At 46.4% G+C, this 22,664-nt stretch carries 17 protein-coding genes and 2 tRNA genes; 8 read left to right on the top strand and 11 right to left on the bottom strand.

Annotated elements, in window-relative coordinates; translation table 11 throughout:
• The first annotated feature begins 17 nt into the window (after positions 1-17).
• The 3 genes from WKT12_RS06650 (at position 18) to WKT12_RS06640 (ending at position 3,860) form a co-directional block, all read left to right on the top strand.
• On the top strand, positions 18-1,094 hold the full coding sequence (locus tag WKT12_RS06650) for an HlyD family secretion protein (protein ID WP_021971031.1): 1,077 nt from the start codon (positions 18-20) through the stop codon (positions 1,092-1,094).
• Between the two features lie 42 nt (positions 1,095-1,136).
• A complete protein-coding gene (locus tag WKT12_RS06645) occupies positions 1,137-2,807 on the top strand; it encodes an MFS transporter (protein ID WP_340319209.1) in 1,671 nt (556 codons plus the stop codon).
• Positions 2,808-2,978: 171 nt separating this feature from the next.
• Positions 2,979-3,860, top strand: a complete 882-nt coding sequence (locus WKT12_RS06640; RefSeq protein WP_340319208.1) for a helix-turn-helix domain-containing protein — start codon at positions 2,979-2,981, stop codon at positions 3,858-3,860.
• Between the two features lie 323 nt (positions 3,861-4,183).
• On the opposite strand, the gene WKT12_RS06635 is transcribed toward WKT12_RS06640, so the two are convergent.
• From WKT12_RS06635 to WKT12_RS06610, 6 genes are all read right to left on the bottom strand, one after another.
• Entirely contained in the window at positions 4,184-4,930 is a 747-nt protein-coding gene (locus tag WKT12_RS06635; protein ID WP_340319207.1) for a nucleotidyltransferase family protein, read from the bottom strand.
• Positions 4,931-4,934: 4 nt separating this feature from the next.
• Positions 4,935-6,362 (bottom strand): RapZ C-terminal domain-containing protein, encoded by a 1,428-nt coding sequence (locus tag WKT12_RS06630; protein WP_340319206.1) that lies wholly within the window; start codon positions 6,360-6,362, stop codon positions 4,935-4,937.
• A gap of 110 nt (positions 6,363-6,472) precedes the next feature.
• A tRNA-Glu gene (locus WKT12_RS06625) sits at positions 6,473-6,547 on the bottom strand.
• Between the two features lie 35 nt (positions 6,548-6,582).
• Positions 6,583-6,657 (bottom strand) — tRNA-Glu (locus WKT12_RS06620).
• 175 nt (positions 6,658-6,832) lie between these two features.
• The gene (locus WKT12_RS06615; RefSeq protein ID WP_021971036.1) at positions 6,833-8,197 is read right to left on the bottom strand and encodes an alanine/glycine:cation symporter family protein; all 1,365 of its coding nucleotides are present in this window, start codon (positions 8,195-8,197) and stop codon (positions 6,833-6,835) included.
• A gap of 21 nt (positions 8,198-8,218) precedes the next feature.
• Positions 8,219-9,589 carry a TrpB-like pyridoxal phosphate-dependent enzyme gene (locus WKT12_RS06610; RefSeq protein ID WP_021971037.1) on the bottom strand — a complete coding sequence of 457 codons (1,371 nt, stop codon included), beginning with the start codon at positions 9,587-9,589 and terminating at the stop codon, positions 8,219-8,221.
• Between the two features lie 247 nt (positions 9,590-9,836).
• Here WKT12_RS06610 and WKT12_RS06605 point away from each other — a divergent pair, with 247 nt between their 5' ends.
• Complete coding sequence (locus WKT12_RS06605) at positions 9,837-11,669, top strand: TrkH family potassium uptake protein (protein ID WP_340319205.1); 1,833 nt, start codon at positions 9,837-9,839, stop codon at positions 11,667-11,669.
• A gap of 7 nt (positions 11,670-11,676) precedes the next feature.
• A complete protein-coding gene (locus tag WKT12_RS06600; protein ID WP_021971039.1) occupies positions 11,677-12,366 on the top strand; it encodes a potassium channel family protein in 690 nt (229 codons plus the stop codon).
• 26 nt (positions 12,367-12,392) lie between these two features.
• On the opposite strand, the gene mltG is transcribed toward WKT12_RS06600, so the two are convergent.
• Positions 12,393-13,418 (bottom strand): endolytic transglycosylase MltG, encoded by a 1,026-nt coding sequence (gene mltG, locus WKT12_RS06595; protein ID WP_340319204.1) that lies wholly within the window; start codon positions 13,416-13,418, stop codon positions 12,393-12,395.
• Between the two features lie 120 nt (positions 13,419-13,538).
• Positions 13,539-16,127 carry an ATP-dependent chaperone ClpB gene (gene clpB / locus WKT12_RS06590; protein ID WP_340319203.1) on the bottom strand — a complete coding sequence of 863 codons (2,589 nt, stop codon included), beginning with the start codon at positions 16,125-16,127 and terminating at the stop codon, positions 13,539-13,541.
• 196 nt (positions 16,128-16,323) lie between these two features.
• On the opposite strand from clpB, the gene WKT12_RS06585 reads away from it, so the two are divergent.
• Positions 16,324-16,905 carry a DUF6621 family protein gene (locus WKT12_RS06585; RefSeq protein ID WP_021971042.1) on the top strand — a complete coding sequence of 194 codons (582 nt, stop codon included), beginning with the start codon at positions 16,324-16,326 and terminating at the stop codon, positions 16,903-16,905.
• Positions 16,906-17,844 carry a LysR family transcriptional regulator gene (locus WKT12_RS06580; RefSeq protein WP_021971043.1) on the top strand — a complete coding sequence of 313 codons (939 nt, stop codon included), beginning with the start codon at positions 16,906-16,908 and terminating at the stop codon, positions 17,842-17,844.
• 96 nt (positions 17,845-17,940) lie between these two features.
• On the opposite strand, the gene WKT12_RS06575 is transcribed toward WKT12_RS06580, so the two are convergent.
• The 3 genes from WKT12_RS06575 to WKT12_RS06565 form a co-directional block, all read right to left on the bottom strand.
• Positions 17,941-19,017, bottom strand: coding sequence for a YeiH family protein (locus WKT12_RS06575; protein ID WP_021971044.1), 1,077 nt, complete (start codon positions 19,015-19,017; stop codon positions 17,941-17,943).
• 353 nt (positions 19,018-19,370) lie between these two features.
• Positions 19,371-19,997 carry a lysine exporter LysO family protein gene (locus WKT12_RS06570; protein WP_021971045.1) on the bottom strand — a complete coding sequence of 209 codons (627 nt, stop codon included), beginning with the start codon at positions 19,995-19,997 and terminating at the stop codon, positions 19,371-19,373.
• On the bottom strand, positions 19,994-20,272 hold the full coding sequence (locus WKT12_RS06565; RefSeq protein WP_021971046.1) for a LysO family transporter: 279 nt from the start codon (positions 20,270-20,272) through the stop codon (positions 19,994-19,996). The genes WKT12_RS06570 and WKT12_RS06565 overlap by 4 nt, the downstream gene beginning before the upstream one ends.
• Before the next feature lie 726 nt (positions 20,273-20,998).
• On the opposite strand from WKT12_RS06565, the gene WKT12_RS06560 reads away from it, so the two are divergent.
• Positions 20,999-22,660 carry a M23 family metallopeptidase gene (locus tag WKT12_RS06560; RefSeq protein ID WP_340319202.1) on the top strand — a complete coding sequence of 554 codons (1,662 nt, stop codon included), beginning with the start codon at positions 20,999-21,001 and terminating at the stop codon, positions 22,658-22,660.
• Positions 22,661-22,664: the final 4 nt, after the last annotated feature.

Genomic DNA, 22,664 nt, shown 5'->3' with positions numbered 1-22,664 from the left:
TTAAAATTGTCAGCATTATGAAAACCAATAATAATACACTTCAAGAAAAAGCTCTGAAACTGAAAAAACAACGTCGTAACCGAATCATTGCCAGCTTGCTGGGAATAGTCATCCTGATAGGAGGGTTGATAGAAGTTGCCTTTCTTTTCCTCGACTATAAACATACCGAAACCAGCAATGACGCACAGGTGGAGCAATATATTTCACCGGTCAACCTGCGTGCTTCGGGCTATATCAAGAAAATTTATTTTACCGAACATCAGTCGGTCAAGAAGGGAGATACCTTGCTGGTACTCGACGACCGTGAATACCGCATCCGGGTGATGGAAGCTGAAGCTGCCTTGAAGGATGCGATGGCAGGTGCTACGGTAGTAGATGCTACCTTGCAGACGACACAGAATTCCGCTTCTGTCTATGAGGCTTCCATTGCCGAAATCGAGATTCGTCTGGCCAAGCTGGAGAAAGACCGCCAGCGCTATGAGAACTTGCTGAAACGGAATGCGGCAACTCCCATCCAGTTGGAGCAGATTGAAACGGAATACGAGGCCACACGTAAGAAACTGGAGGCAACGAAACGCCAGCAGCGTGCTGCCATGTCGGGCATCAAGGAAGTATCCAACCGCCGGGAAAGTACCGAAGCTGCCATTCAGCGGGCTACGGCGGCTCTCGAAATGGCACGGCTTAACCTGTCGTATACGGTAGTGGTGGCTCCGTGCGACGGAAAACTGGGGCGTCGTGCGCTGGAGGAAGGACAGTATATCAGTGCCGGACAGAGCATTACGTATATTCTTCCCGATACACAGAAATGGATTATTGCCAATTACAAGGAAACTCAGGTGGAGAATCTTGCTTTAGGACAGGAAGTGCGTATCACGGTCGATGCTATCAGTGATAAGGAGTTTACCGGAAAGATTACGGCTATCTCCGGAGCAACCGGTTCGAAATACTCGCTGGTACCTACTGATAATTCTGCAGGAAACTTTGTCAAGATTCAGCAGCGCATACCGGTACGTATCGATTTTACCAATCTTTCTAAGGAGGACAACGAACGTCTGGCTGCCGGAATGATGGTGGTGGTGAGCGCTAAGCAGTAAGAGTTAGTCAAGTTATTTTTCAGTTTCTAAAAAAATTGGGTTATGCCTTCATGTCCGAAAAATTATCCGTTTTATAACTGGGTTCCCAAGCCCTTGGGCATTCTTATTCTGTTGCTGCTGTTTATCCCTATTCTTACGGCAAGCGGAGTCTATACGGCAAACAGCGGGGAAATGCTGAGCGGGCTGGGCATTCAGTCGGAACATATTCAGTTTGTCAGTTTCCTTACTTCCGTAGGTATGGCAGCCTTTTCTCCATTCTTTTACGAGCTGGTTTGCATCCGCCGCGAAAAGATGATGTGTATCGTAGGATTCTCGCTGCTGTACCTGCTGAGCTACGTGTGTGCCAAGACCGACAGCATTTATCTGCTGGCTGTATGCAGTGTTGTCATGGGATTTCTGCGCATGGTACTGATGATGGTCAATCTGTTTACGCTCATTAAGTATGCGTTTAAGATGGAAGCCACCCGCAACATTACTCCGGGCAATGAGCCTGTAGATGGTGAAGGATGGGATAAGCTCGACCGCGAGAAGGGAACCAGCATGCCTACCATTTACTTGTTTTTTATGATACTGGGACAGATTGGTACATCGCTTACCGCATGGCTGGCTTACGAATACGAATGGCAGTACGTGTATTATTTCATGATGGGATCGCTGTTGCTTTCTATTTTGGTGGTATTCATTACGATGCCTTACCATAATTATGGCGGAAAGCGTTTTCCTGTCAGCTTCCGCAAGTTCGGCAGTGTCGTGATGTTCTGCATCATGTGTTCGGCTGTGGTCTATGTACTGGTTTATGGAAAGGTACTCGACTGGTACGATTCTCCGTCCATCTGCTGGGCTACTGCTGTGGCTGTGGTGTTTGCCGTACTATTTGTTTACATGGAGCGTCAGCACAATTCACCTTATTTCCTGATGGATATCTTCAAGTTGCGTTCCATTCGTATCGGCATCCTGCTTTTCCTGCTGCTGATGATTTTCAATTCCAGCGCCATGTTTGTAAATGTGTTTACAGGAGTGGGCATGAAGATAGACAACTGGCAGAATGCGTCGCTGAACAACTGGAGCATTGCCGGTTATTTTATCGGTTGTATCATTGCCATTGCTCTGGGTACGAAGGGGGTTCACCTGAAATATCTTTTCTCGCTGGGCTTTGTACTGATCGGACTTTCTGCTCTGTTCATGTATTTCGAGGTGCAACCCGACGGCTTGTATGAGCGGATGAAATATCCTGTTATTATCCGTGCTACCGGAATGATGCTGCTTTATTCGCTGACGGCTGTGTATGCCAACCAGCGGATGCCTTATAAATATCTTTCGACTTGGATTTGCATCATGCTGACTGTACGTATGGTGCTGGGCCCCGGAGCGGGAACGGCTATCTATACCAATGTGATGCAGCAGCGTCAGCAACATTACGTGACCCGCTTTGCTCACGATATGGATGCGCTGAATCCGGAGGTTGCCGCTTCGTACAACCAGACGGTTCAGGGGATGATGTATCAGGGAAAAAGTGAAAAGGAAGCGCAGCACATGGCGGCTCTTTCGGCTAAAGGGCGTGTGCAGGTGCAGGCTACACTTTCTGCCGTGAAGGAGATGGCGGGCTGGACTTTCTACGGCTGCATGGCTTGTGCCGTGCTTATGGTAGTGATGCCGTGGAGAAAAAGAAAGTTGGATTTACAACCGGAAAAAACTTATACACTCGTTCATTAATTTGCTTTATACATCACGTGGGGGCATATTTCATTTCTTAATCTGTCTTTCGGTGGAAAAACACCAGTGAAACATTTTGCTCTCCGTGATGTATTTTTTATTCTCCCGTTTCTCCGGTGAAAAGAAAAGGTTTACCTTAGCGGTAAGGTTTAACGAATCATTTTTACGGCAATGGAAGTAAGGGAGCAGGAGGAACTTTTAAAGCGTTTCGAACGGGATTTGACCGGTGGCAAGGATATTTGTTGTCTGGAAGGGGAGATTACTTCTTTTCCTTCGGTGTTGCAAAAGCCTTTCCGGATGAATTATGTGGGACTGATTGTCTGCCGGAAGGGGAGCTTTGGCTTCGATGTGGACAAGCAGCATTTTACGGCGCAGGCGGGCGAAACGGTGTTTTTGTCCGAAGGAAATGATTTCTGTGTAGGAGAAGCGTCGGAGGATTTGTGTGTGAGCATGCTGTTTTACCGGGTAGACCCTATCCGTGAGATATTGGGCAGCTCGGTCGTAGCCATGTACTTGTATACCACACTGACTCCCGAACCTTGTTATGTGTGGACTTCCGGAGAGGAAGAGGATCTGGCACGTTACATTTCGTTGCTGGGAAGGCATCGGAGGGGAGCACAGAATCCGTTCGATAACCATGAGTGCAAATTGCTGTTGCTGGCACTGACTTACCGCCTGTGTTCCATTTACAGCCGGCGGATGATGGAAGAGAAAAATGTGGCGGGGCATAAGATTGATACGTTTATCAAGCTCATCCGACTGATAGAAAAATATTACATGCAGGAGAGGGGAGTGGCGTTTTATGCCGACAAGTTGTGTCTTTCGCCCAAATATCTTTCGGCGTTGTCGAAATCGGTCTGTGGATATACGGTGCAGGAACTGGTTTTCAGGGCGATTATCCGGAAGAGTATCTTCTGGCTGAAGAATACGAACAAGAGCGTGCAGGAGATTTCCGATGAACTGAATTTTCCGAATGCTTCGTTTTTCGGTACGTTTTTCAAGAAACAGACGGGACTTGCTCCTTCGTACTACCGGCTTTCGGATGAGGAATAAAGGTGACTTTCCGGTTGGTGTTCCGAAACTCTTTATATGTAGGGTACAGATCGTGTCATGGAGGCTGGTAAAATGCGTTAGGACTGTGTCTGGATATGCCCAAAGGAGGGTATTGCAAACGTCGCCATGAGTTTGGTAAAACGTGGGCGGAAACCGAATGAAACGTGGGCGGAAGTTCGGGAAAACGTCTCGACGTTTTTTTATTTTTTGTACAAATCATTTTTGTTTTTGTACAAAAAATAAAGGCAAGTTGCCCGTGTCTTTTCCGGTGTGTGCGGAGAGGTACGGGCAACTTGCCTGTCGTTTGTGGCCGACTGAGCGTTTTATTCGTGATTCAGTGCGGCAAGAAAGCTGGCAGCTTTTTCCAGCGTTTCCGGCTTTCCGATGTCGATCAGGTGAATCTGTTCGGTCAGGCATCCGCCGATACGGGCTTCTCCGCAGGTCTGCAAGTAGAAGTCCATGATCGGAAATTTGCCTTTCCAGCGTTCGTCCATGTATCGGAAAAGGAAAGGTGAAATCACATGTATGCCGCTGAACGCGTATTCCTGATACAGGGTAGCATCGTATACAAAGCCTTCGGGTTTGGTCTGTCCGGTATCTTTATTGATCCATCCTCGCAGGCGTGCCTGTCTGTCGAACAGCAGGTAGCGGGCGGTGACGCGCTTGCTTGCCAGCAGTGTCGCATCGTTTCCGCTGTGCAGATGGTATTCGTACAGAGCTTTCAGGTCGGTATCGGAGAGAATATCGACGTTGTGTACCAAGAACGGTTCGTTGCCCTGAAAGAACGGTTCTGCCTTTTTGATGCCTCCTCCCGTATCGAGCAGCAGGTCGCGTTCGTCGCTGATGTGAATGGTCAGTCCGAAGTTCTGGTTGGCTTTCAGAAAGTCGATGATCTGTTCTCCGAAATGATGTATATTGATGACCAGTTCGTTGAATCCCGCCTTTTTCAGTTTCAGGATGACATGCTCCAGCATCGGTCGTCCGGCAACGGGCACCAGTGCTTTCGGTTGATGGTCGGTCAGCGGTTTCAGGCGAGTTCCCAGTCCCGCTGCAAATATCATAGCTTTCATAGGCTTATCGGGCTTCTAAAGTTTGTTCAATATGTTGTTCACGGTGTATCAGTTGGATGCGTACACCGAATTTCTCGTTCAGGTGATGTGCCACATGTTCTGCTGAATATACGGAGCGGTGCTGTCCTCCGGTACAGCCAAAACAGATGGAAAGATTGGTGAATCCTCTTTCCAGAAAGCGCTGTACATGAGCATCGACGAGTGCGTCCACGTGTTCCAGAAAACGAAGAATCTCGCCGTCCTGTTCCAAGAAGTCGATAACCGGCTTGTCGCGTCCGGTCAGTTGCTTGTACTGTTCGTATTTCCCCGGATTATGCACGGCGCGGCAGTCGAACACATATCCGCCTCCGTTTCCCGAAGGGTCTTCAGGAATCCCTTTCTTATACGAAAAACTCATTACGCGTACGGTGAGTTTCCGTCTGTTGCGTACGCTGGCAAACTGAGGAAGTTCGGTCAGCTTGCGTAGCACAAGGCACAGATAAGGATATTCGGGAAAATCAGTTTCCAGTAGTTGTTGGAGATTCTCGATGGCATAGGGCACGCTTTGTATGAAATGTGCCTTCTTTTCAAAGTATCCGCGAAAGCCGTAGGCACCTAAAACCTGCAAGGTGCGGAACAATACAAAGTGGCGGAGGGTGGCGAGGAACTGCTCTTTCCCGATGGCGTGGTAAGGCTGAAGCGCATCAAGATACTCGTCTATCAGCTCCTGCCGCAGCGAATCGGGATAATTTGCCTTAGCCTGCCACAGGAACGAGGCTACATCGTAATAGAAAGGTCCCTTGCGTCCTCCCTGAAAATCGATGAAGTACGGTTTCCCTTCGCGTAGCATGACATTCCGGCTCTGGAAGTCGCGGTACATGAATACCTGCGGCTGTATCTGTAGCAGTGCGTCTGCCAGGTGTTCGAAGTCGTCTTCCAGCAGATTTTCCTGAAACTCCAGTCCGGTGGTCTTGAGGAAACAATACTTGAAATAATTCAGGTCCCACAAAATGCTGCGGCGGTTGAATTCCGCCAGTGGGTAGCAATAGCTGAAATCCATGTCCTGGCTTCCCTCGAACTGTATCGATGGAAGGAGACGGATGGTCTGTTTCAGCATCACTTTTTCTTCGGGACTGAAGCAGCCGCTTTCGCGGCCTTTCTGGATAAACTGGAACAAGGAAGTATCTCCCAAGTCGTCTTGCAAGTAAGCCGACTGGTCGGCTGCCTGGGCAAGCACACGGGGAACGGGCAGACCTTTCTGTGAGAAATGTCCTGCCATGTAGATAAACGCACGATTCTCTTCCACAGAAGTGCCATATACCCCGATGAGGCTTTCTTTTCCTTTCAGGCGGAAGTACTGGCGGTTTGAGCCAGCTCCCGGCAGTGGTTCGATGCTTGCCGGAGCTTCTCCCGTATATGATTGATAAAGTTGTGCAAGTAATTCGGTATTCATGTTATCTGTTGTTACGTAAATAAACAATACAGGGACAAAGATAGATATAAAAAGCCGAAAGAAAGAAGTGGATAAAAAGAAAAAGGTCTGAACAGAAACTGCTCAGACCTTGGTAGCCCGTGGGGGAATCGAACCCCCCTTTCAAGAATGAAAATCTTGCGTCCTAACCGATAGACGAACGGGCCATCCTTTACATCGGATTAACCGTATGTTATTGTTTTGGTAGCCCGTGGGGGAATCGAACCCCCCTTTCAAGAATGAAAATCTTGCGTCCTAACCGATAGACGAACGGGCCATCCTTTGTTTGTGTTGAGGTGTTTCTCAATCACGGGTGCAAAGGTACGCATTATTTTTGAATCTGCAAGTGTTTTGTGAGAAAAAATGCAGAAAAAGGCATATTTTTTTCATTTTTCCTCTTCGCATGAGGGGGAAAAGTGGAAAACTGCTTTGTGCAGGTGACGTTTTAGGAATTACAGGTCTTCCGGGTCGGCTGTATCTTCCAGTCTGTTTTCCCAAAGATATTTCTGTGTTTCTTTTACGGCAACTCCCGATAAGAAGATGAGTGAAATCAGGTTTGGTACTGCCATCAGTGCGTTTACGCTGTCGGCAATGTTCCATACTGCTTGTAGGTTCATGGTGGAGCCAAAGTAAATGGAGGAGATCCATATTACACGGTATACCCGCAGGAGTTTTTTCCCTCCTAAGTATTCGATGGCTTTTCCCGAATAATATCCCCAGCCTAAAATCGTAGAAAAGGCAAAGGTCAGGATTCCGATTGCCAGAATGCTGGTGCCTACATAGGGAATTTTACCGAAGGCTGCTTTGGTCAGTGCACCGCCTTGCGTGTAATCGATGTCGGGGAATGCGAGTACGCTGGTAACCAGTACCAGTCCTGTGAGTGCACAAATGATGACGGTGTCCCAGAATGTTCCGGTAGAAGAAACCAGTGCCTGACGTACGGGGTTACGGGTTTGTGCTGCCGCTGCCACGATGGGAGCCGAACCAAGTCCGGACTCGTTGGAGAAAAGTCCGCGGGCAATACCGTAACGTGCCGCAAGCATAACGCTTGTTCCTAAAAATCCTCCACCTGCCGCATGGGGTGTAAATGCTGAACTGATAATGAGCTTGAATGCTTCTCCCAGATAGGCGTGGTTTAAGATCAGGATGTAAATACATCCTCCTATGTAGAGAATGGCCATGAGAGGTACCAGTGTCATGCATACGCGGGCAATGCCTTTTACTCCGAAAAAGATAACCAGTGCGATACCCAGTGCAACCACTATTCCGGTAAGATGTGCGCTTACTCCATAAGTTTCCTGCATCAGTAGAGCTATGGAATTGGCTTGTACCGTGCTTCCGATACCGAATGCTGCCATGGCTGTAAAGATACAGAATAAAATCCCCAGCCATTTTTGCTTGAGTCCTCGCTCCAGTGCATACATCGGACCACCGAGCATTTCTCCGCTGGCAGTTTTTACACGATACTTGATGGCGAGCAGCCCTTCGGCATATTTGGTGGCAATGCCGAAAACTCCGGTCAGCCAGCACCAGAATACGGCACCGGGACCTCCGAATGCTACGGCAGTGGCTACACCGATGATGTTTCCCGTTCCGATAGTTGCTGCCAGTGAAGTGGCAAGTGCACCGAACTGACTGACGTCACCCTCAGAATCGGGGTCTTTTTTAAAGGAAAGTCGTATAGCTGTAAATATTTTGCGTTGTGGAAACTTTAAACGTATTGTCAGAAAGATATGTGTTCCCAGCAGTAATATGATCATCGGCCATCCCCAGAGAAAGGAGCTGACCGATGCTGTTATCTGTTCAAATAATTCCATGTACGTAGTAAGTCGTTATCGTTAGGGTTGCATTGTCTCTACCTCATCCAGACTTTTTTCTATTTCCTGATCTGTCAGTGTGTAGTTGGTCAGGTTGCCCGATAGGTATTGGTCGTATGCACTCATGTCTATCAGGCCGTGTCCGGACAGGTTGAAGAGGATGACCTTTTCTTCTCCCGTTTCCTTGCATTTGTTGGCTTCCTGTATCGTCGCCGCAATGGCGTGACAGGATTCAGGAGCCGGGATGATGCCTTCGGCACGCGCGAACAGACATCCTGCCTTGAATGTATCCAATTGCTGTATGTCGACAGCCTCCATCAGATGGTCTTTCATCAGTTGTGAAACGATGACTCCTGCCCCGTGATAGCGCAATCCGCCGGCATGGATGTTGGCTGGCGTAAAATTGTGTCCTAAAGTGAACATCGGAAGGAGAGGAGTATATCCGGCTTCATCACCAAAGTCGTATTCAAACTTTCCTCTTGTCAGTTTCGGACAAGAAGCGGGTTCAGCAGCTATATAACGGGTCTTTTTGCCTTCCAGAATAGTATGGCGCATGAACGGGAAACTGATTCCTCCGAAGTTTGAACCTCCACCGAAGCATCCGATGATGATATCAGGATATTCTCCTGTCATTTTCATCTGTTTTTCGGCTTCCAGTCCGATAATGGTCTGATGAAGTGTTACGTGACTCAGTACAGAGCCCAGTGTGTATTTACAGTTCGGGGTAGTACGAGCCAGTTCGATTGCCTCAGAAATGGCAGTACCCAGTGAGCCCTGATGATTCGGATACTTGGTCAATATATTTTTCCCGGCGCGTGTAGACATGGAAGGCGAAGGAGTTACCTGTGCTCCGAACGTTTGCATGATGCTGCGTCGGTAAGGCTTTTGTTCGTAGCTGATTTTAACCTGATAAACGGCTGCCTCCAGTCCGAAGACCTTTGCCGCATATGCGAGAGCAGCTCCCCATTGTCCGGCTCCGGTTTCTGTCGTAATGTTGGTTACTCCCTCCTTCTTGCAGTAGTAAGCCTGCGCCAGTGCCGAGTTCAGTTTATGCGAACCAATGGGGCTGACGCTTTCGTTCTTGAAATAAATGTGTGCCGGAGTGCCCAAGGCTTTTTCCAGACCATAGGCACGGACCAGTGGTGTGCTTCGGTAATACTTGTACATTTCGCGTACTTCTTCAGGAATTTCAATCCATGTATCCGTCTGGTTGAGTTCCTGATGGCACAGTTCTTTGGCAAAAATCGGGTACAAGTCTTCTGGTTTAAGCGGTTCGTGAGTAGCTGGATTCAGCGGCGGCATGGGTTTGTTCTTCATGTCTGCCTGAATATTGTACCAGTATCTTGGAATTTCATCTTCCGGTAAAATGAATCTTTTCTGTTTATTGCTCATAATTGTTTCCTTTTTTGATTGATTTTCCAAAAATAGATAAAACAATGTAATATTGCAATCATTTTTGCTTTTTATTTGTTATTTTGATATTTTTATCGCGAAAAAGTGTGCATGACGTTTGTGTGATTATTGTTTGTCTATACATTGTTTTTAATAAGTCAGGAATAATGTTATGCTTTTGGTAGGAATACCGATAATTATAGATACTTTTGTGTATAAACTGTCTTTGACATAAAAACTATTGAATATGGATTCTTGGGAAAGACTTTTACTTTATCGGAAGAAATTAATCCTGCCTCGTATCTATCAGGGCATGAATTGGCTGATGTGGATTACGTATTTTTGTGCCGTTTTGTTTCTGGCCACTCTGGTATACGAGCATGGGTTTATGATTTCTTTGGATGAGGCGAAAGGTATCCGAATGATATATCAGACGGTATGGATCGTCTTTTTACTTTCGGCAACGATACAGATTGTTTTTCGACGCGATGAGGAAGAAAGGAAGAATACGTTATGGGCTTGGATTATTAACGTGTTGCTTTACCTGACGTTATTGCCTGTTGTCTTTAAACAGCCTGATACCGGTGATGAAGGCGTGTTCTGGATTTGGACATTTTTTCATAGTCATTATTACCGGATGGGCATTTTGCTGCTGTATTCTTTGCTGCAATTATCCAGCAGTCTGGTGCGTTTGCTGGGCAGGCGTACCAATCCCTCACTCATTCTGGCATCCAGCTTTTTGGTCATCATCTTTATCGGTGCCGGATTGCTGATGCTGCCCAGAGCCACTTATCACGGCATTTCGTGGATAGATGCGCTGTTTACGGCAACCAGTGCCACATGTGTTACCGGATTGGTTTCGGTAGACGTACCGTCTACCTTTACATTGGAAGGGCAGATTATCATTATTCTGCTGATTCAGATAGGAGGGTTGGGAGTTATGACGCTGACAAGTTTTTTTGCCATGTTCTTCATGGGGAACACTTCGCTGTACAATCAACTGGTAGTTGGTGATATGATCAGTTCCAATTCGTTGAATTCTCTTTTGTCCACCTTATTATATATATTAGGTTTTACTTTGGCTATCGAGGGAATCGGTATGGTAGTCATCTGGTTCTCCATTCACGATACACTGGGAATGACATTGCAGGAGGAACTTTATTTTGCGGCTTTCCATTCGGTTTCGGCATTTTGTAATGCCGGATTCTCTACCTTGCCGGGCAACTTAGGCAATCCTGCCGTCATGCAGCAGCACAATCTGCTTTTCATGACCGTATCTTTTCTGATTATTTTGGGAGGAATCGGTTTTCCGATATTGGTCAATCTGAAAGAAACGCTGTTCTACTATCTGCGTTATCTGAAATGGATATGTCTGAGACGCTCTTCCCGTTTTCCGAAACAAGTACATCTGTATAATCTGAATACGCGTATCGTGTTGATTATGACGGCTATTTTGTTGGTCTTTGGCACATTGGCCATCGCACTTTACGAATGGAATCATGCTTTTGCGGGGATGAGTGTAACTGATAAATGGGTACATGCCTTCTTCAATGCTACGTGTCCGCGTACAGCTGGCTTTACAAGTGTGGGACTGACGACCTTGTCTACCCAGACGTTGCTGCTGATGATTGCTCTGATGATAATAGGAGGAGGTACACAGTCTACCGCCGGTGGTGTGAAGATTAATGTTTTTGCTGTAATTCTCTTGAATCTGTGGGCAGTTATACGAGGATCGAACCGGGTAACCATCTTCCATCGTGAACTCTCGGATGACTCTATCCGGCGTTCGAATGCCGTACTTATGCTGTATCTTATTATATTGTTTACTGCTATTTTTATAATGAGTCTGCTTGAACCAGAGGCATCGGTCATGGCACTTACCTTTGAATGTGTATCGGCTTTGAGTACGGTTGGTTCAAGTCTGGACTTGACTCCTGTGCTGGGTACCGCAGGAAAGTCGGTTATCATCCTGCTGATGTTCATCGGTCGTGTGGGAGCATTTACCTTGTTGCTGGGACTGGTTAAACAAGTGAAGAAGCGTAATTACAAATATCCGAGTGATAATATTATAATAAACTGAGATTGCTATGAAATATATCGTAATAGGACTGGGAAACTACGGTGGTATGCTTGCCGAGGAACTTACCGTATTGGGACACGAAGTGATAGGGGTAGACGTGAAAGAGCATCACGTAGACCGGCTGAAGGATAAGATTGCTACAGCTTTTGTGCTCGATGCTACCGATGAGATGGCTTTGTCTGTATTGCCATTAAAGAGTGTTGATGTGGTCATTGTGGCCATCGGCGAAGATCTGGGGGCTTCCGTGCGGGTAGTTTCCTTGCTGAAAAAGAATAAAGTTAAGCATATTTACGCCCGGGCGCTCGACGATGTGCATAAAACGGTGCTTGAGGCATTTTCGCTCGACCGTATTCTTACGCCAGAACAGGATGCTGCCCGTATGCTGGTGCAGTTGCTGGAACTGAATGCTGCCGTGGAACCTTTCCAGATAGATGAGGAGCACTATGTGTTTAAATTCAATGTTCCTGACAAACTGGTAGGATATGGCATCAATGAGTTGCAGTTGGAAAAGGAGTTCGACTTGAAAATCATTTCATTGATACGTGGAAAGAAGGCACAGAACTGTCTGGGCATTTCCATCTTGGAACGGGAAGTTGCCAATGAATTCCCTGAAGATTATGTCATTCAAGCTGAAGATGCGCTGGTTTGCTACGGACTCTATGCCAATTTTATGAAATTCTGGAAATCGATTCGCTGAGAACCGTTGCTGCTGCACTACATTTCTCAGCGGATGTTTCGCTTGTTTAATGCCTGCTGATAGCGGCGGGCATTGGCAAGATGCTCGTTCCAGTTCTTTGCAAAATTATGTGTTCCCGAAAAATCCTCCTTGGCACACATGTAAAGATAGTCGTGCTGCACATAGTTCAATACGCTTTCCAGTCCGTCGATGGAAGGAATACGTATCGGACCGGGAGGCAATCCTTCATGCTTGTAGGTATTGTAAGGACTGTCTACTTCCAGATGCTTGTGCAGGATGCGCTTTAATCCAAACTCCTGCAAGCCGAACTTGACCGTCGGGTCGGCCTGTAAGGGCATACCTGTATGCAGACGGTTGATGTAAAGACCCGCTACCATCGGCTTTTCTGCCTTGTTGGCTGTTTCCTCTTCTACGATGGAAGCCAGTGTAGCTACCTCTTCGGGAGTAAATCCGATACTCTTTGCCTTTTCTATCCTTTCCTTGTTCCAGAAAAGATCGTGTTCCTTTTTCATCCGTTTGATGAAATCTTCAGCACTGATAGTCCAGTACACTTCGTAAGTGTTGGGGATAAAAAGCGAAGGAATCGTGTATTGATTGTATCCTAAACCTGCGCAATAGGCACTGTCGGTCAGTAGTTTGGCAATGGAAGCCGAGTCGGTCATCAGCCGGCGAGATACGGATTTTGCCAGTGCTCCGATGGTACGTACACTGGGTATCGTCAGTCTTACGGGAGTTTGATGGCCACTTTTCAGTCGATGAAAAATGTGCCATGTTTTTTCCGACGGCTCCAGTTTATAGGCTCCTGCATGAATATTGTCGGCATAATTGCTGCATGCAGTCATCAGATGCAACCCGGCAAGGCTGGATGCTTGACAATCTTTTTTCAGTTTCGTATATACAGAGTCGATATTGTCGTCATTATCTATATAGAGATAAGTTGCCTTTTCTATTTTCAGTGGGGTGCTAAATAGTAAGAACGCGCAGGCAATGCTGCCAATGAGCACCAGTAAGACAATGCTGCCGACGATATAAATAGCTTTCTTATTTTTCATTCTTAGTTATTTGAGTGCGGCAAAGATAGCTTATTTCTTCCATACGGACAAAAAGAAAAGGGATAGCATGAAATATTCATGCTATCCCCTAAGAGAGATTCTTATGATTTATTTAGTTCATCAGTTGCGGAATATCAATCCATCACTGCTTCGCTCCACAATAATTGGTTTGCTGCGGTCGACTTCCTGCGACAGAAGTTTCTTCGACAAATCGTTCAGCAAGTAACGCTGGATGGCACGTTTTACCGGACGGGCACCGAACTCCGGATCATATCCGGCAGTAGCGATAAAGTCGATTGCCTGATCGCTCATCTGGAGTGTTACGCCATTGTCTTCCAGCATCTTCTTGATACCGTTGATCTGCAGACGTACGATCTGCTCAATCTGATCCTTGTTCAACGGCTGGAACATGATGATTTCGTCTATACGGTTCAGGAATTCCGGACGGATAGTCTTCTTCAACATATTCATTACCTCTGTCTTTGTTTCTGCTACAACCTGGTCGTGGTTCTGATCATTAATCTTTTCGAACTGACTCTGTATGTATGAGCTTCCCAAATTGGAGGTCATAATGATAATTGTGTTCTTGAAGTTTACCGTACGTCCCTTATTATCAGTCAGACGTCCATCGTCCAATACCTGCAACAAGATGTTGAATACATCCGGATGCGCCTTCTCGATTTCATCGAACAAGACAACTGAGTACGGTTTACGACGGACAGCTTCTGTCAACTGACCACCTTCATCGTAACCAACGTATCCCGGAGGGGCACCAATCAGACGAGAAACGGTATGTTTCTCTTGGTATTCACTCATATCGATACGCGTCATCAGCGATTCATCATCGAACAAGTACTCTGCCAGTGCTTTAGCCAATTCGGTTTTACCAACACCTGTAGTACCTAAGAAGATGAATGAACCAATCGGACGTTTCGGATCTTGCAGTCCCGCACGGCTACGACGTACAGCGTCGGCTACCGCTTCAATTGCTTCATCCTGTCCGATGACACGCTTATGCAGCTCGTCTTCCAGGTGGAGCAACTTGTCACGTTCGCTTTGCAGCATCTTGCTTACCGGTATTCCCGTCCAGCGTGATACTACATCAGCAATATCTTCGGCAGTAACCTCCTCCTTGATCATGGCATTGTCGCCTTGCTTTTTCTTCAAGTCTTCCTGAATACTCTTTATTTCGTTTTCCAAGCTCTGCAACTTGCCATAACGGATTTCGGCTACTTTACCATAGTCGCCTTCACGTTCTGCTTTGTCGGCTTCGAACTTCAGTTGTTCTATTTCCTTCTTGTTCTGCTGAATCTTGTTCACCAGTTGTTTTTCGCTCTCCCATTTAGCCTTGTACGAAGTTTCCTGTTCCTTCAACTCTGCTATTTCTTTGTTCAATTGAGCAAGCTTAGCTTCATCCTTTTCACGTTTGATAGCCTCACGTTCAATTTCGAGCTGTTTCAACCGGCGTTCAATTTCATCCAGTTCTTCCGGCAGTGAGTCACGCTCCATACGAAGCTTGGCTGCGGCTTCATCCATCAAGTCGATGGCCTTATCCGGCAAGAAACGGTCGGTGATGTAACGGTTACTCAATTCTACTGCGGCAATGATGGCTTCGTCTTTGATTCTCACTTGATGGTGATTCTCGTAACGTTCCTTCAAACCACGCAAGATAGAAATAGAACTTGCCGTATCCGGCTCGTCTACCATGACGGTCTGGAATCGTCTTTCGAGCGCCTTATCCTTTTCGAAATATTTTTGATATTCGTCGAGGGTAGTGGCACCGATGCTTCTCAGCTCGCCACGTGCCAAGGCAGGTTTCAAGATGTTTGCAGCATCCATGGCACCTTCACCTTTTCCGGCACCAACCAACGTATGAATTTCATCGATGAACAGAATAATATTTCCGTCCGATTTAGTTACTTCGTTGATAACCGATTTCAATCGTTCCTCAAACTCACCTTTATATTTGGCACCTGCAACCAGTGCACCCATATCGAGTGAGAACAATTGCTTGTTCTTCAGGTTTTCAGGAACATCTCCACGCAGGATTCGCTGTGCCAGTCCTTCTACGATGGCAGTCTTACCGGTACCCGGTTCACCTATCAGGATCGGGTTGTTTTTGGTACGACGGCTCAGGATTTGCAGTACACGACGGATTTCTTCGTCACGACCGATAACCGGGTCCAGCTTGCCGTTACGTGCGGCCTCTATCAGGTTGATGGCATATTTGCTGAGTGACTGGTAGGTATCCTCGCTGGATTGCGAAGTGACATTCTGTCCCTGACGCAGCTCACTGATAGCAGCTCGCAACTCCTTATCCGTAACACCCGCATCTTTCAAGATGGTAGATACGGTGCTTTTTACGTTAAGCAGTGCCAGAATGATAGCTTCCAGCGAAACATATTCATCACCCAACGTTTTAGAAAACTCGACAGCTTTTTGCAATACCTCATTTGCGTCACGGCTCAGGTAAGGTTCGCCGCCTGAAACCTTCGGCAGAGAAGCTATCTGCTTGTCGAGTACGGTTTCAATCTGCTGACCGTTGACACCGAGTTTCTGGAAAATGAAGTTGGTTACATTTTCTCCGACCTTCAGCACCCCTGCCAGCAAATGCTCCGGCTCGATAGCTTGCTGCCCGCGGCTCTGTACCAGATTCACCGCTTGCTGCACAGCCTCTTGCGATTTGATTGTAAAGTTGTTAAAGTTCATATATTGTTCTCCTTTCTTATTTTTCTATGTTTTTTGAAATACACTTTCTATCAGACAAACTTCTTGCCATCGCCATAAAATGTTTATTATATGCCTAAATGTCAGGGTGTTAGCATATTTTACTGCAATATTGTCCGAAGGCATACCAAAATGTCAGGAAAGTTTTTATTATCTTTATCGCCATAAACTTAGATATATGGAAAAGAAGATACCGTTTGCCCCTGTTGTGATGCTGATAGATGCCACCTATCTGGATAGAGTAGGCTGTGACATGACCGCTCATTTCGCTCCTATCGTCAACCGTGAGTTGCCGAAAGCCGATTTGGCCAATTTGCTGGAATGCCTGGCTCTGGATGCAGGAATCCAGTCGGGAGAAAATGAAATACAAGTGATTTTTATTTATGAGGCAGGAAAAGAGAAAATGAACTTCTGTACACCTTCCTCGTTCGGTAAGGAACTTCATAATGTAGCCTTCAAGAGTCAGCTGGGAGAGTTCTCCTTGTACGCTTTCCAGCCTTCCGACATGGCAACGTGTGAAGACTTGTTCCTTGAGTCACTTCAGTTGGCTGGCGAGTCGAAGGATGTCCGTCGTTTTATTATCGTACCCGATGAAGAAGGATACGGTAAGCGGATAGGTGACTATATAAATAAGGTGAAAGGGAAGGAAAGCATTACTGTTTTCGGTATGAATCCTCCTGCCTACGAAGGCGATTACTCATTCGAAATGTTGGGATTTCCCGTTCTTCAGTCGTTGGGAGTCCGTGCGGAGGAACTGTAAATGTCCGATTTCCGTCTGAAAGTATTCTACAGTGTGGCGAAAAACCTGAGCTTTACCAAAGCTTCTCAGGAGTTGTTCGTCAGCCAGCCCGCCATAACCAAGCACATACGCGAGCTGGAAAGCTTGTATCAGACCCGTTTGTTCAACCGGCTTGGCAACAAAATTTCGCTGACCGAGTCGGGCTACGTGTTGCTGGAGCATTGCGAACGCATCCTTTCCGAATACCGTAAGCTGGAGTATGACATGCACTTGCTGCACAATGAATACAACGGTCAGCTTCGTCTGGGAGCAAGTACTACGATAGCCCAGTACGTGCTTCCGCCCATTCTTGCCGGGTTTACGGAGAAATATCCCAAGATTACCGTTTCGCTTATCGATACCAATTCGCGCAACATCGAACAGGCGTTACAGGAACACGATATTGACTTGGGTATGGTAGAGGGAGTATTCCGCCTGCCCAACCTGAAATATGAACCTTTCCTTCACGACGAACTGGTTCCGGTAGTCTGTGCTTCGTCGCCACTGGCTGCCAAAGATTCGCTTACCCTCGACGAACTGAGAGAAATTCCTTTGGTGCTTCGCGAAAGAGGTTCGGGCACGCTCGATGCCATCGAAATGGCTCTTTCCGAGCAAGGACTGAAACTTTCGTCGATGAATGTCCGGTTACATCTGGGAAGTACCGAAAGCATCAAGCAGTTTTTAAGAAACAGTTCCACGATGGGAATCATATCACTGCAGGCCATTCTGCGTGAACTGCGTGACGGAGAGTTCAAGATAATCGATGTAAACGGGCTGCAAATTAAGCGACATTTCTGTTTCGTATATTTACAGGGACAGGAAGAAGCCTCGTCTACCAACTTTATGCGTTTTGTACAGAATTACTTGGAAAACTGTAAGAATGCAGGCGATATCATTGGTAAGATGATGATAGCGCACTGAGGCAAGCAGTTTAGAATAAAAAGAAGCCCCGGTATGTACCCCGACTGCCAGAAGCAGACAAGGAACATGCCGGGGCTTGTTGCGATATATTTATTTTTACATGAATGCAGGAACCAGGTATTTAGTAAGCAGATAACCGCCGCCTACCAGCCAGATGTACAGCAAGCCTGCCAGCAAGAACGGCTTGGCACCAGCCTGTTTGAACTTTTCGATGCTGGTATCTGTACCAAGAGCGGTCATGGCCATCGTCAGCATGAAAGTATCAATATATTCGATTGCTCCGTTCAGTGGAATATCTTTTACACTGTCTACGCCCAGAACGTATTGCAAAAGTGAGTTCACACAGATAATTCCAATAAATCCAAAGGCAAACCAGGGGATGGTAATTTTACTCTTTTCAGCCTTTTCGCCGTTTGCACTGCTCTTGCGTTTTGCCAGTGCGAAGCTCATGATAACCAAGACCGGAGCAAGCATCATGACACGGATCATCTTGGTAATGGTAGCAGTTCCGGCAATTCCCAGAGCATCTGTCGGGTCCATAGCATTACCGGCTCCGGCTACGTGTGCTACTTCGTGCAGGGTACTTCCCGTATAGATGGCTACACCCATGTTGTCCAGTCCGTCCAATATTCCGGCACGATACATGATAGGATAGAGGAACATGGAGATTGTTCCGAAAATGACTACCGTAGATACAGCGATGGCAGTCTTGTGACCTTCACATTTCACTACAGGTTCTGCACCCAGTACGGCAGCAGCACCACAGATAGCACTACCTGTTGCAGTCATCAGTGAAGTATCTTTATCCATTTTCATGATACGTCCCAGCCAGATTCCCAGGAAAATGGTACCTACTACAATGATAGTATCTATTATAACCGCAGGTAGTCCTACAGCAGCCACCTGTGTAAGAGTCAGTCGGAAACCGTATAAAACGATACCCGCACGCAGAATTTGCTTGGTACAGAACTTGATACCCGGCACCCATGTTTCGGGCAGATGGTTTCTCAAGCTGTTGGCATATAGCATACCCAAGATGATACCTACAATCAGCGGACTGAATGACAGACTTTTTACAAACGGAATTTCGGCAATATAAAATGCCGCAAATGAGAACAATGCAATCAACAAGATACCATGAATGGTATTTCCTCTGTTTCCTTTTTCGAACATCGTATAATAATTGTTTTAGTGATTAATTTCTTTTTCCGCTGCAAAGGTAAGTTATTATATAGTACAAACCTATTGAAAAATATTTATCTGTTATAACTAAAGGTAATAGCTTGTAGGAAAATGATTCAGCCTTTTCACTCTTTTGTCTGCTACGGTTAAGAATAGCCGGGCAGGAAGGAGCGAAAAGGCTGAGGAAAATGAAAAAAAAGAATAAGAGCTTCTTCTGAAAGTTTGTACAAAGATTTTTATGTTTTGTACAAAAACGCTAAAAATTTGTACAAATTTCATCAGAAACCTGAGGAGATTTCGGTGTATATCTCTGGACATGTTGCAGGCTGGCTGCACATGTTTTATTATAGCTTACAGAACAATGATACGAAGAAGGGCACGCTCATGTCTATCAGTATGCCGTGGAAGATGGCTACCGGCATCATATCCTTACCCGAGTAACGGGTAATCATGGGCAAAACCACATCCATCGAGTTGACTCCGGCAGCGGAAATAGGTGCCAGCTTGCCGAAATACTTGCACAATAGCGGAGTTCCGAGCAAAGCCATCATCTCGCGGAAGATGTTAGACAGCAGAGCAATCGTACCCAGTTCCGTTGCCAACTGAAGTCCGAGGGAAGGTTCCTTGAACTGCGTGATCAGGATAGACGAGAGCGAATAGTAGGCAAATCCGCTGCCCACCGCCATGCAGTCGAATATACTCCAGCGTGAAAGCAGTACACTGGCAAGTGCGGAAAAAAGCAGTGTGCCGCAAATGGTAGCCAGAGGAATGAGCAAATACTTCAACCGGAGGTCGGCTATAATGTGTTTCAGTTCCTTGCTTGAACCGATACTTAGTCCCACCTGTAGCATCAGAGCATATAAAATGTATAAAGTCAGGTTGCTCTGCTTCATATCGAACGGAAGCCATTCGGTCAGTCCCAGTATGCAACCTGCCACGAAGAACAGCAATACGATAATACTTCCTTTCATTGTTTGCCTCCTTTCTTGAAAAACAGTTTCAGCACCATCCACGATGCCAGAATGCTTCCGCAAGTAGCCGAAACAGCCAGAATGGCAGCCTGCCAGCCGAATGTAGCCAGATTGTTGATGATTAATTCGTTCGAGCCGACCGATATTCCCAAAAGGAACAGTAGCAGGAAAATGGTCAGTGAGATCGTTTTTTCTGTCTTTTGCAGAAAGGCAATATTTCTGAACAGATATCCCACAGCGATACCTGTCAACATAAATCCGATAATAGAAAACATATATTACGCAATTATGAGGTTAAAACTGATTTAGTCATTCAAGTTTCAAGCCGCCAGACGCGGCGACGCCTCATAGAAATCCGCTGAACCAATGTATGTGTACGACGCGATAACCGTTGCACACTGGTTCGTGCAGCAGGAGTTTAACGGGAGTATGTGTCGCTTTTACATTCATGGGTTATTGATGTTTTGATGCGGCAAAGGTAATGTGCTTTTGTATATTTACCAAATTTTTATGCAAAAAAAGATGGGAGGATACTTGAGATTCGTCGCAAGCAGGAGATAATGACGTTGTTTTTCTGCCGGTTCCTGCCTGCAACGTATCTACTACAGCACCCTCTGTGAGGCAGGATTGCCGCCAAGAGGAAGAACAGATGCTGCCGGATGCTTTCCGTTGCCGGTTGTTCAGTCGTAGAAGGATAAATTCCAGAACCATTCAAGTTACGATTTCATCCATTATCCAGTCATCACATTATCGCAAAGAGTGCAGCCTGCCATCCATAGTGCCAGGTTGCTTGTCATCGATTTATTTAGTCCTATTGAAAATTTTGCATAATAAAAAGAGTAAAAGCAAAGTGGTAAATGTGACGGTCTTTTTCCAGCTTTGATAAGAAAACGTATACGAAAAGATGCCCGATAGCAATACCCATTTACACAAAGGTAAGCAAAATCGGGATGTATCAAAAATAAATGCTGTATATTTGTGGAGAAAAAACAGACATTAACATGATACGAAATACATTGTTGACGCTTGCACTGGGAATGAGTCTCGGCGTGCAGGCTCAAAAAAATGTGGGAGCAGAGTTTCGTTCTCCTTTCGATTTTCCATTGTTGCTGAGCGCAAATTTCGGAGAACTGCGTCCCAATCATTTTCATAACGGACTGGATATTAAGACACAGGGAGTGACGGGGAAACCGATTCACAGTGTAGCCGACGGTTATGTGTCGCGCATTATGGTATTGCACGGCGGATACGGACAGGCTATCTTTGTGACGCATCCTAACGGATATACTTCGGTTTACGGTCATGTGGTATCGTTTGCTCCGAAAGTACAGGAGTATGTACGTGCATATCAGTACGAACACGAAACTTTTGTGTGCGACTTGCATCCCGAACCGGGGCTGCTTCCGGTGAAGGCAGGCGATATTATAGCCATGAGTGGCAATGAGGGTGCTTCGGCAGGACCTCACCTGCATCTGGAGCTCCGCCGGAATGATAATGGGGATTATGTGGACCCGATGCCGTTTTTCCGGCAGTATCTGAAAGATACCAAGGCTCCTGTCGGCAGTCTGGTGGGGATTTATCCGGTCAGAGGCAAGGGAGTGGTAAATGGCTCTTCTACGAAAAAGCTGGTTGCTGTAGGAGCATTGAATCAGCGGTTCACTGCCTGGGGACAGATTTATACGGGTATCAGTGCGAAGGATTACATGGACGGAACGTCCAATTTTTATGGAGTTCACTCGGTAACCTTGTATGTCGATTCTGTAAAGGTGTTCAACAGTACTACCGATGAGGTGTCGTCTGATGAAAACCGCATGATAAACGGGTTTACCGACTATGATGAGCTGATGCGTACCAACCGTCTTATCATGCGTTCGTATAAACTGCCGGGCAATAAATTGCGCTTGCTGGAAACGGGTCCCGACCGCGGTCTGGTAACAATCGACGAGGAACGTGACTATCATTTCTGTTACGTGCTGGAGGATAATTTCGGCAATAAGCGCCGATATAAGTTTACGGTTCGTGGCAAGAAACAGGAGATTCCTCCCTACACACCCAAGGCAAACAAGATGTTGTACTGGAACAAGACGAATGTAATTCAGGAGCCGGGTATGGAACTGGTGGTGCCGAAGGGAATGGTATACGACGACGCTGAACTGCGGACGAGGGTAAGTGGTGACAGCAGCGACATTTCTTTCGATTATGTACTCGATATCGGACGTACGCCCTTGCACAGCTTCTGCGATTTGTCTATCGGAGTACGTCATCTGCCTGTAGCCGATACCACAAAATATTACATTGTCCAGAAGGCCGGAAAGTGGCGGGCTTCTGCAGGTGGCAAGTATCAGAACGGATGGGTAAAGACAAAAGTCAGAACGCTGGGCACGTTTGCCGTGGCTGTCGATACGGTTTCTCCGCAGGTGACTCCTTTGGGGCTGGGAAGCTGGCGGACAAGCCGGAACATTCGCTTTAAGGTGAGCGACGGTCAGACGGGTATTCAAAGCTATAAGGTGTATGTGGATGGCAATTTTGTGCTTTTCGGACTGAAAAAAGGTATTCTTGTCATTCAGGATCCGGGGCGTATAAAGAAAGGTGTGCCTCATAAGCTGGAAGTGGTTGTGACTGACAATTGTGGCAATGAAACGCGGAAACAATATAAATTCTAAATAC

It is taken from the genome of Phocaeicola sp. HCN-6420 (assembly GCF_037890145.1).
GTDB lineage: Bacteria > Bacteroidota > Bacteroidia > Bacteroidales > Bacteroidaceae > Phocaeicola.
Note: the sequence above shows the minus strand (reverse complement) of the source record. Positions and strands in the feature narration are given on the sequence as shown.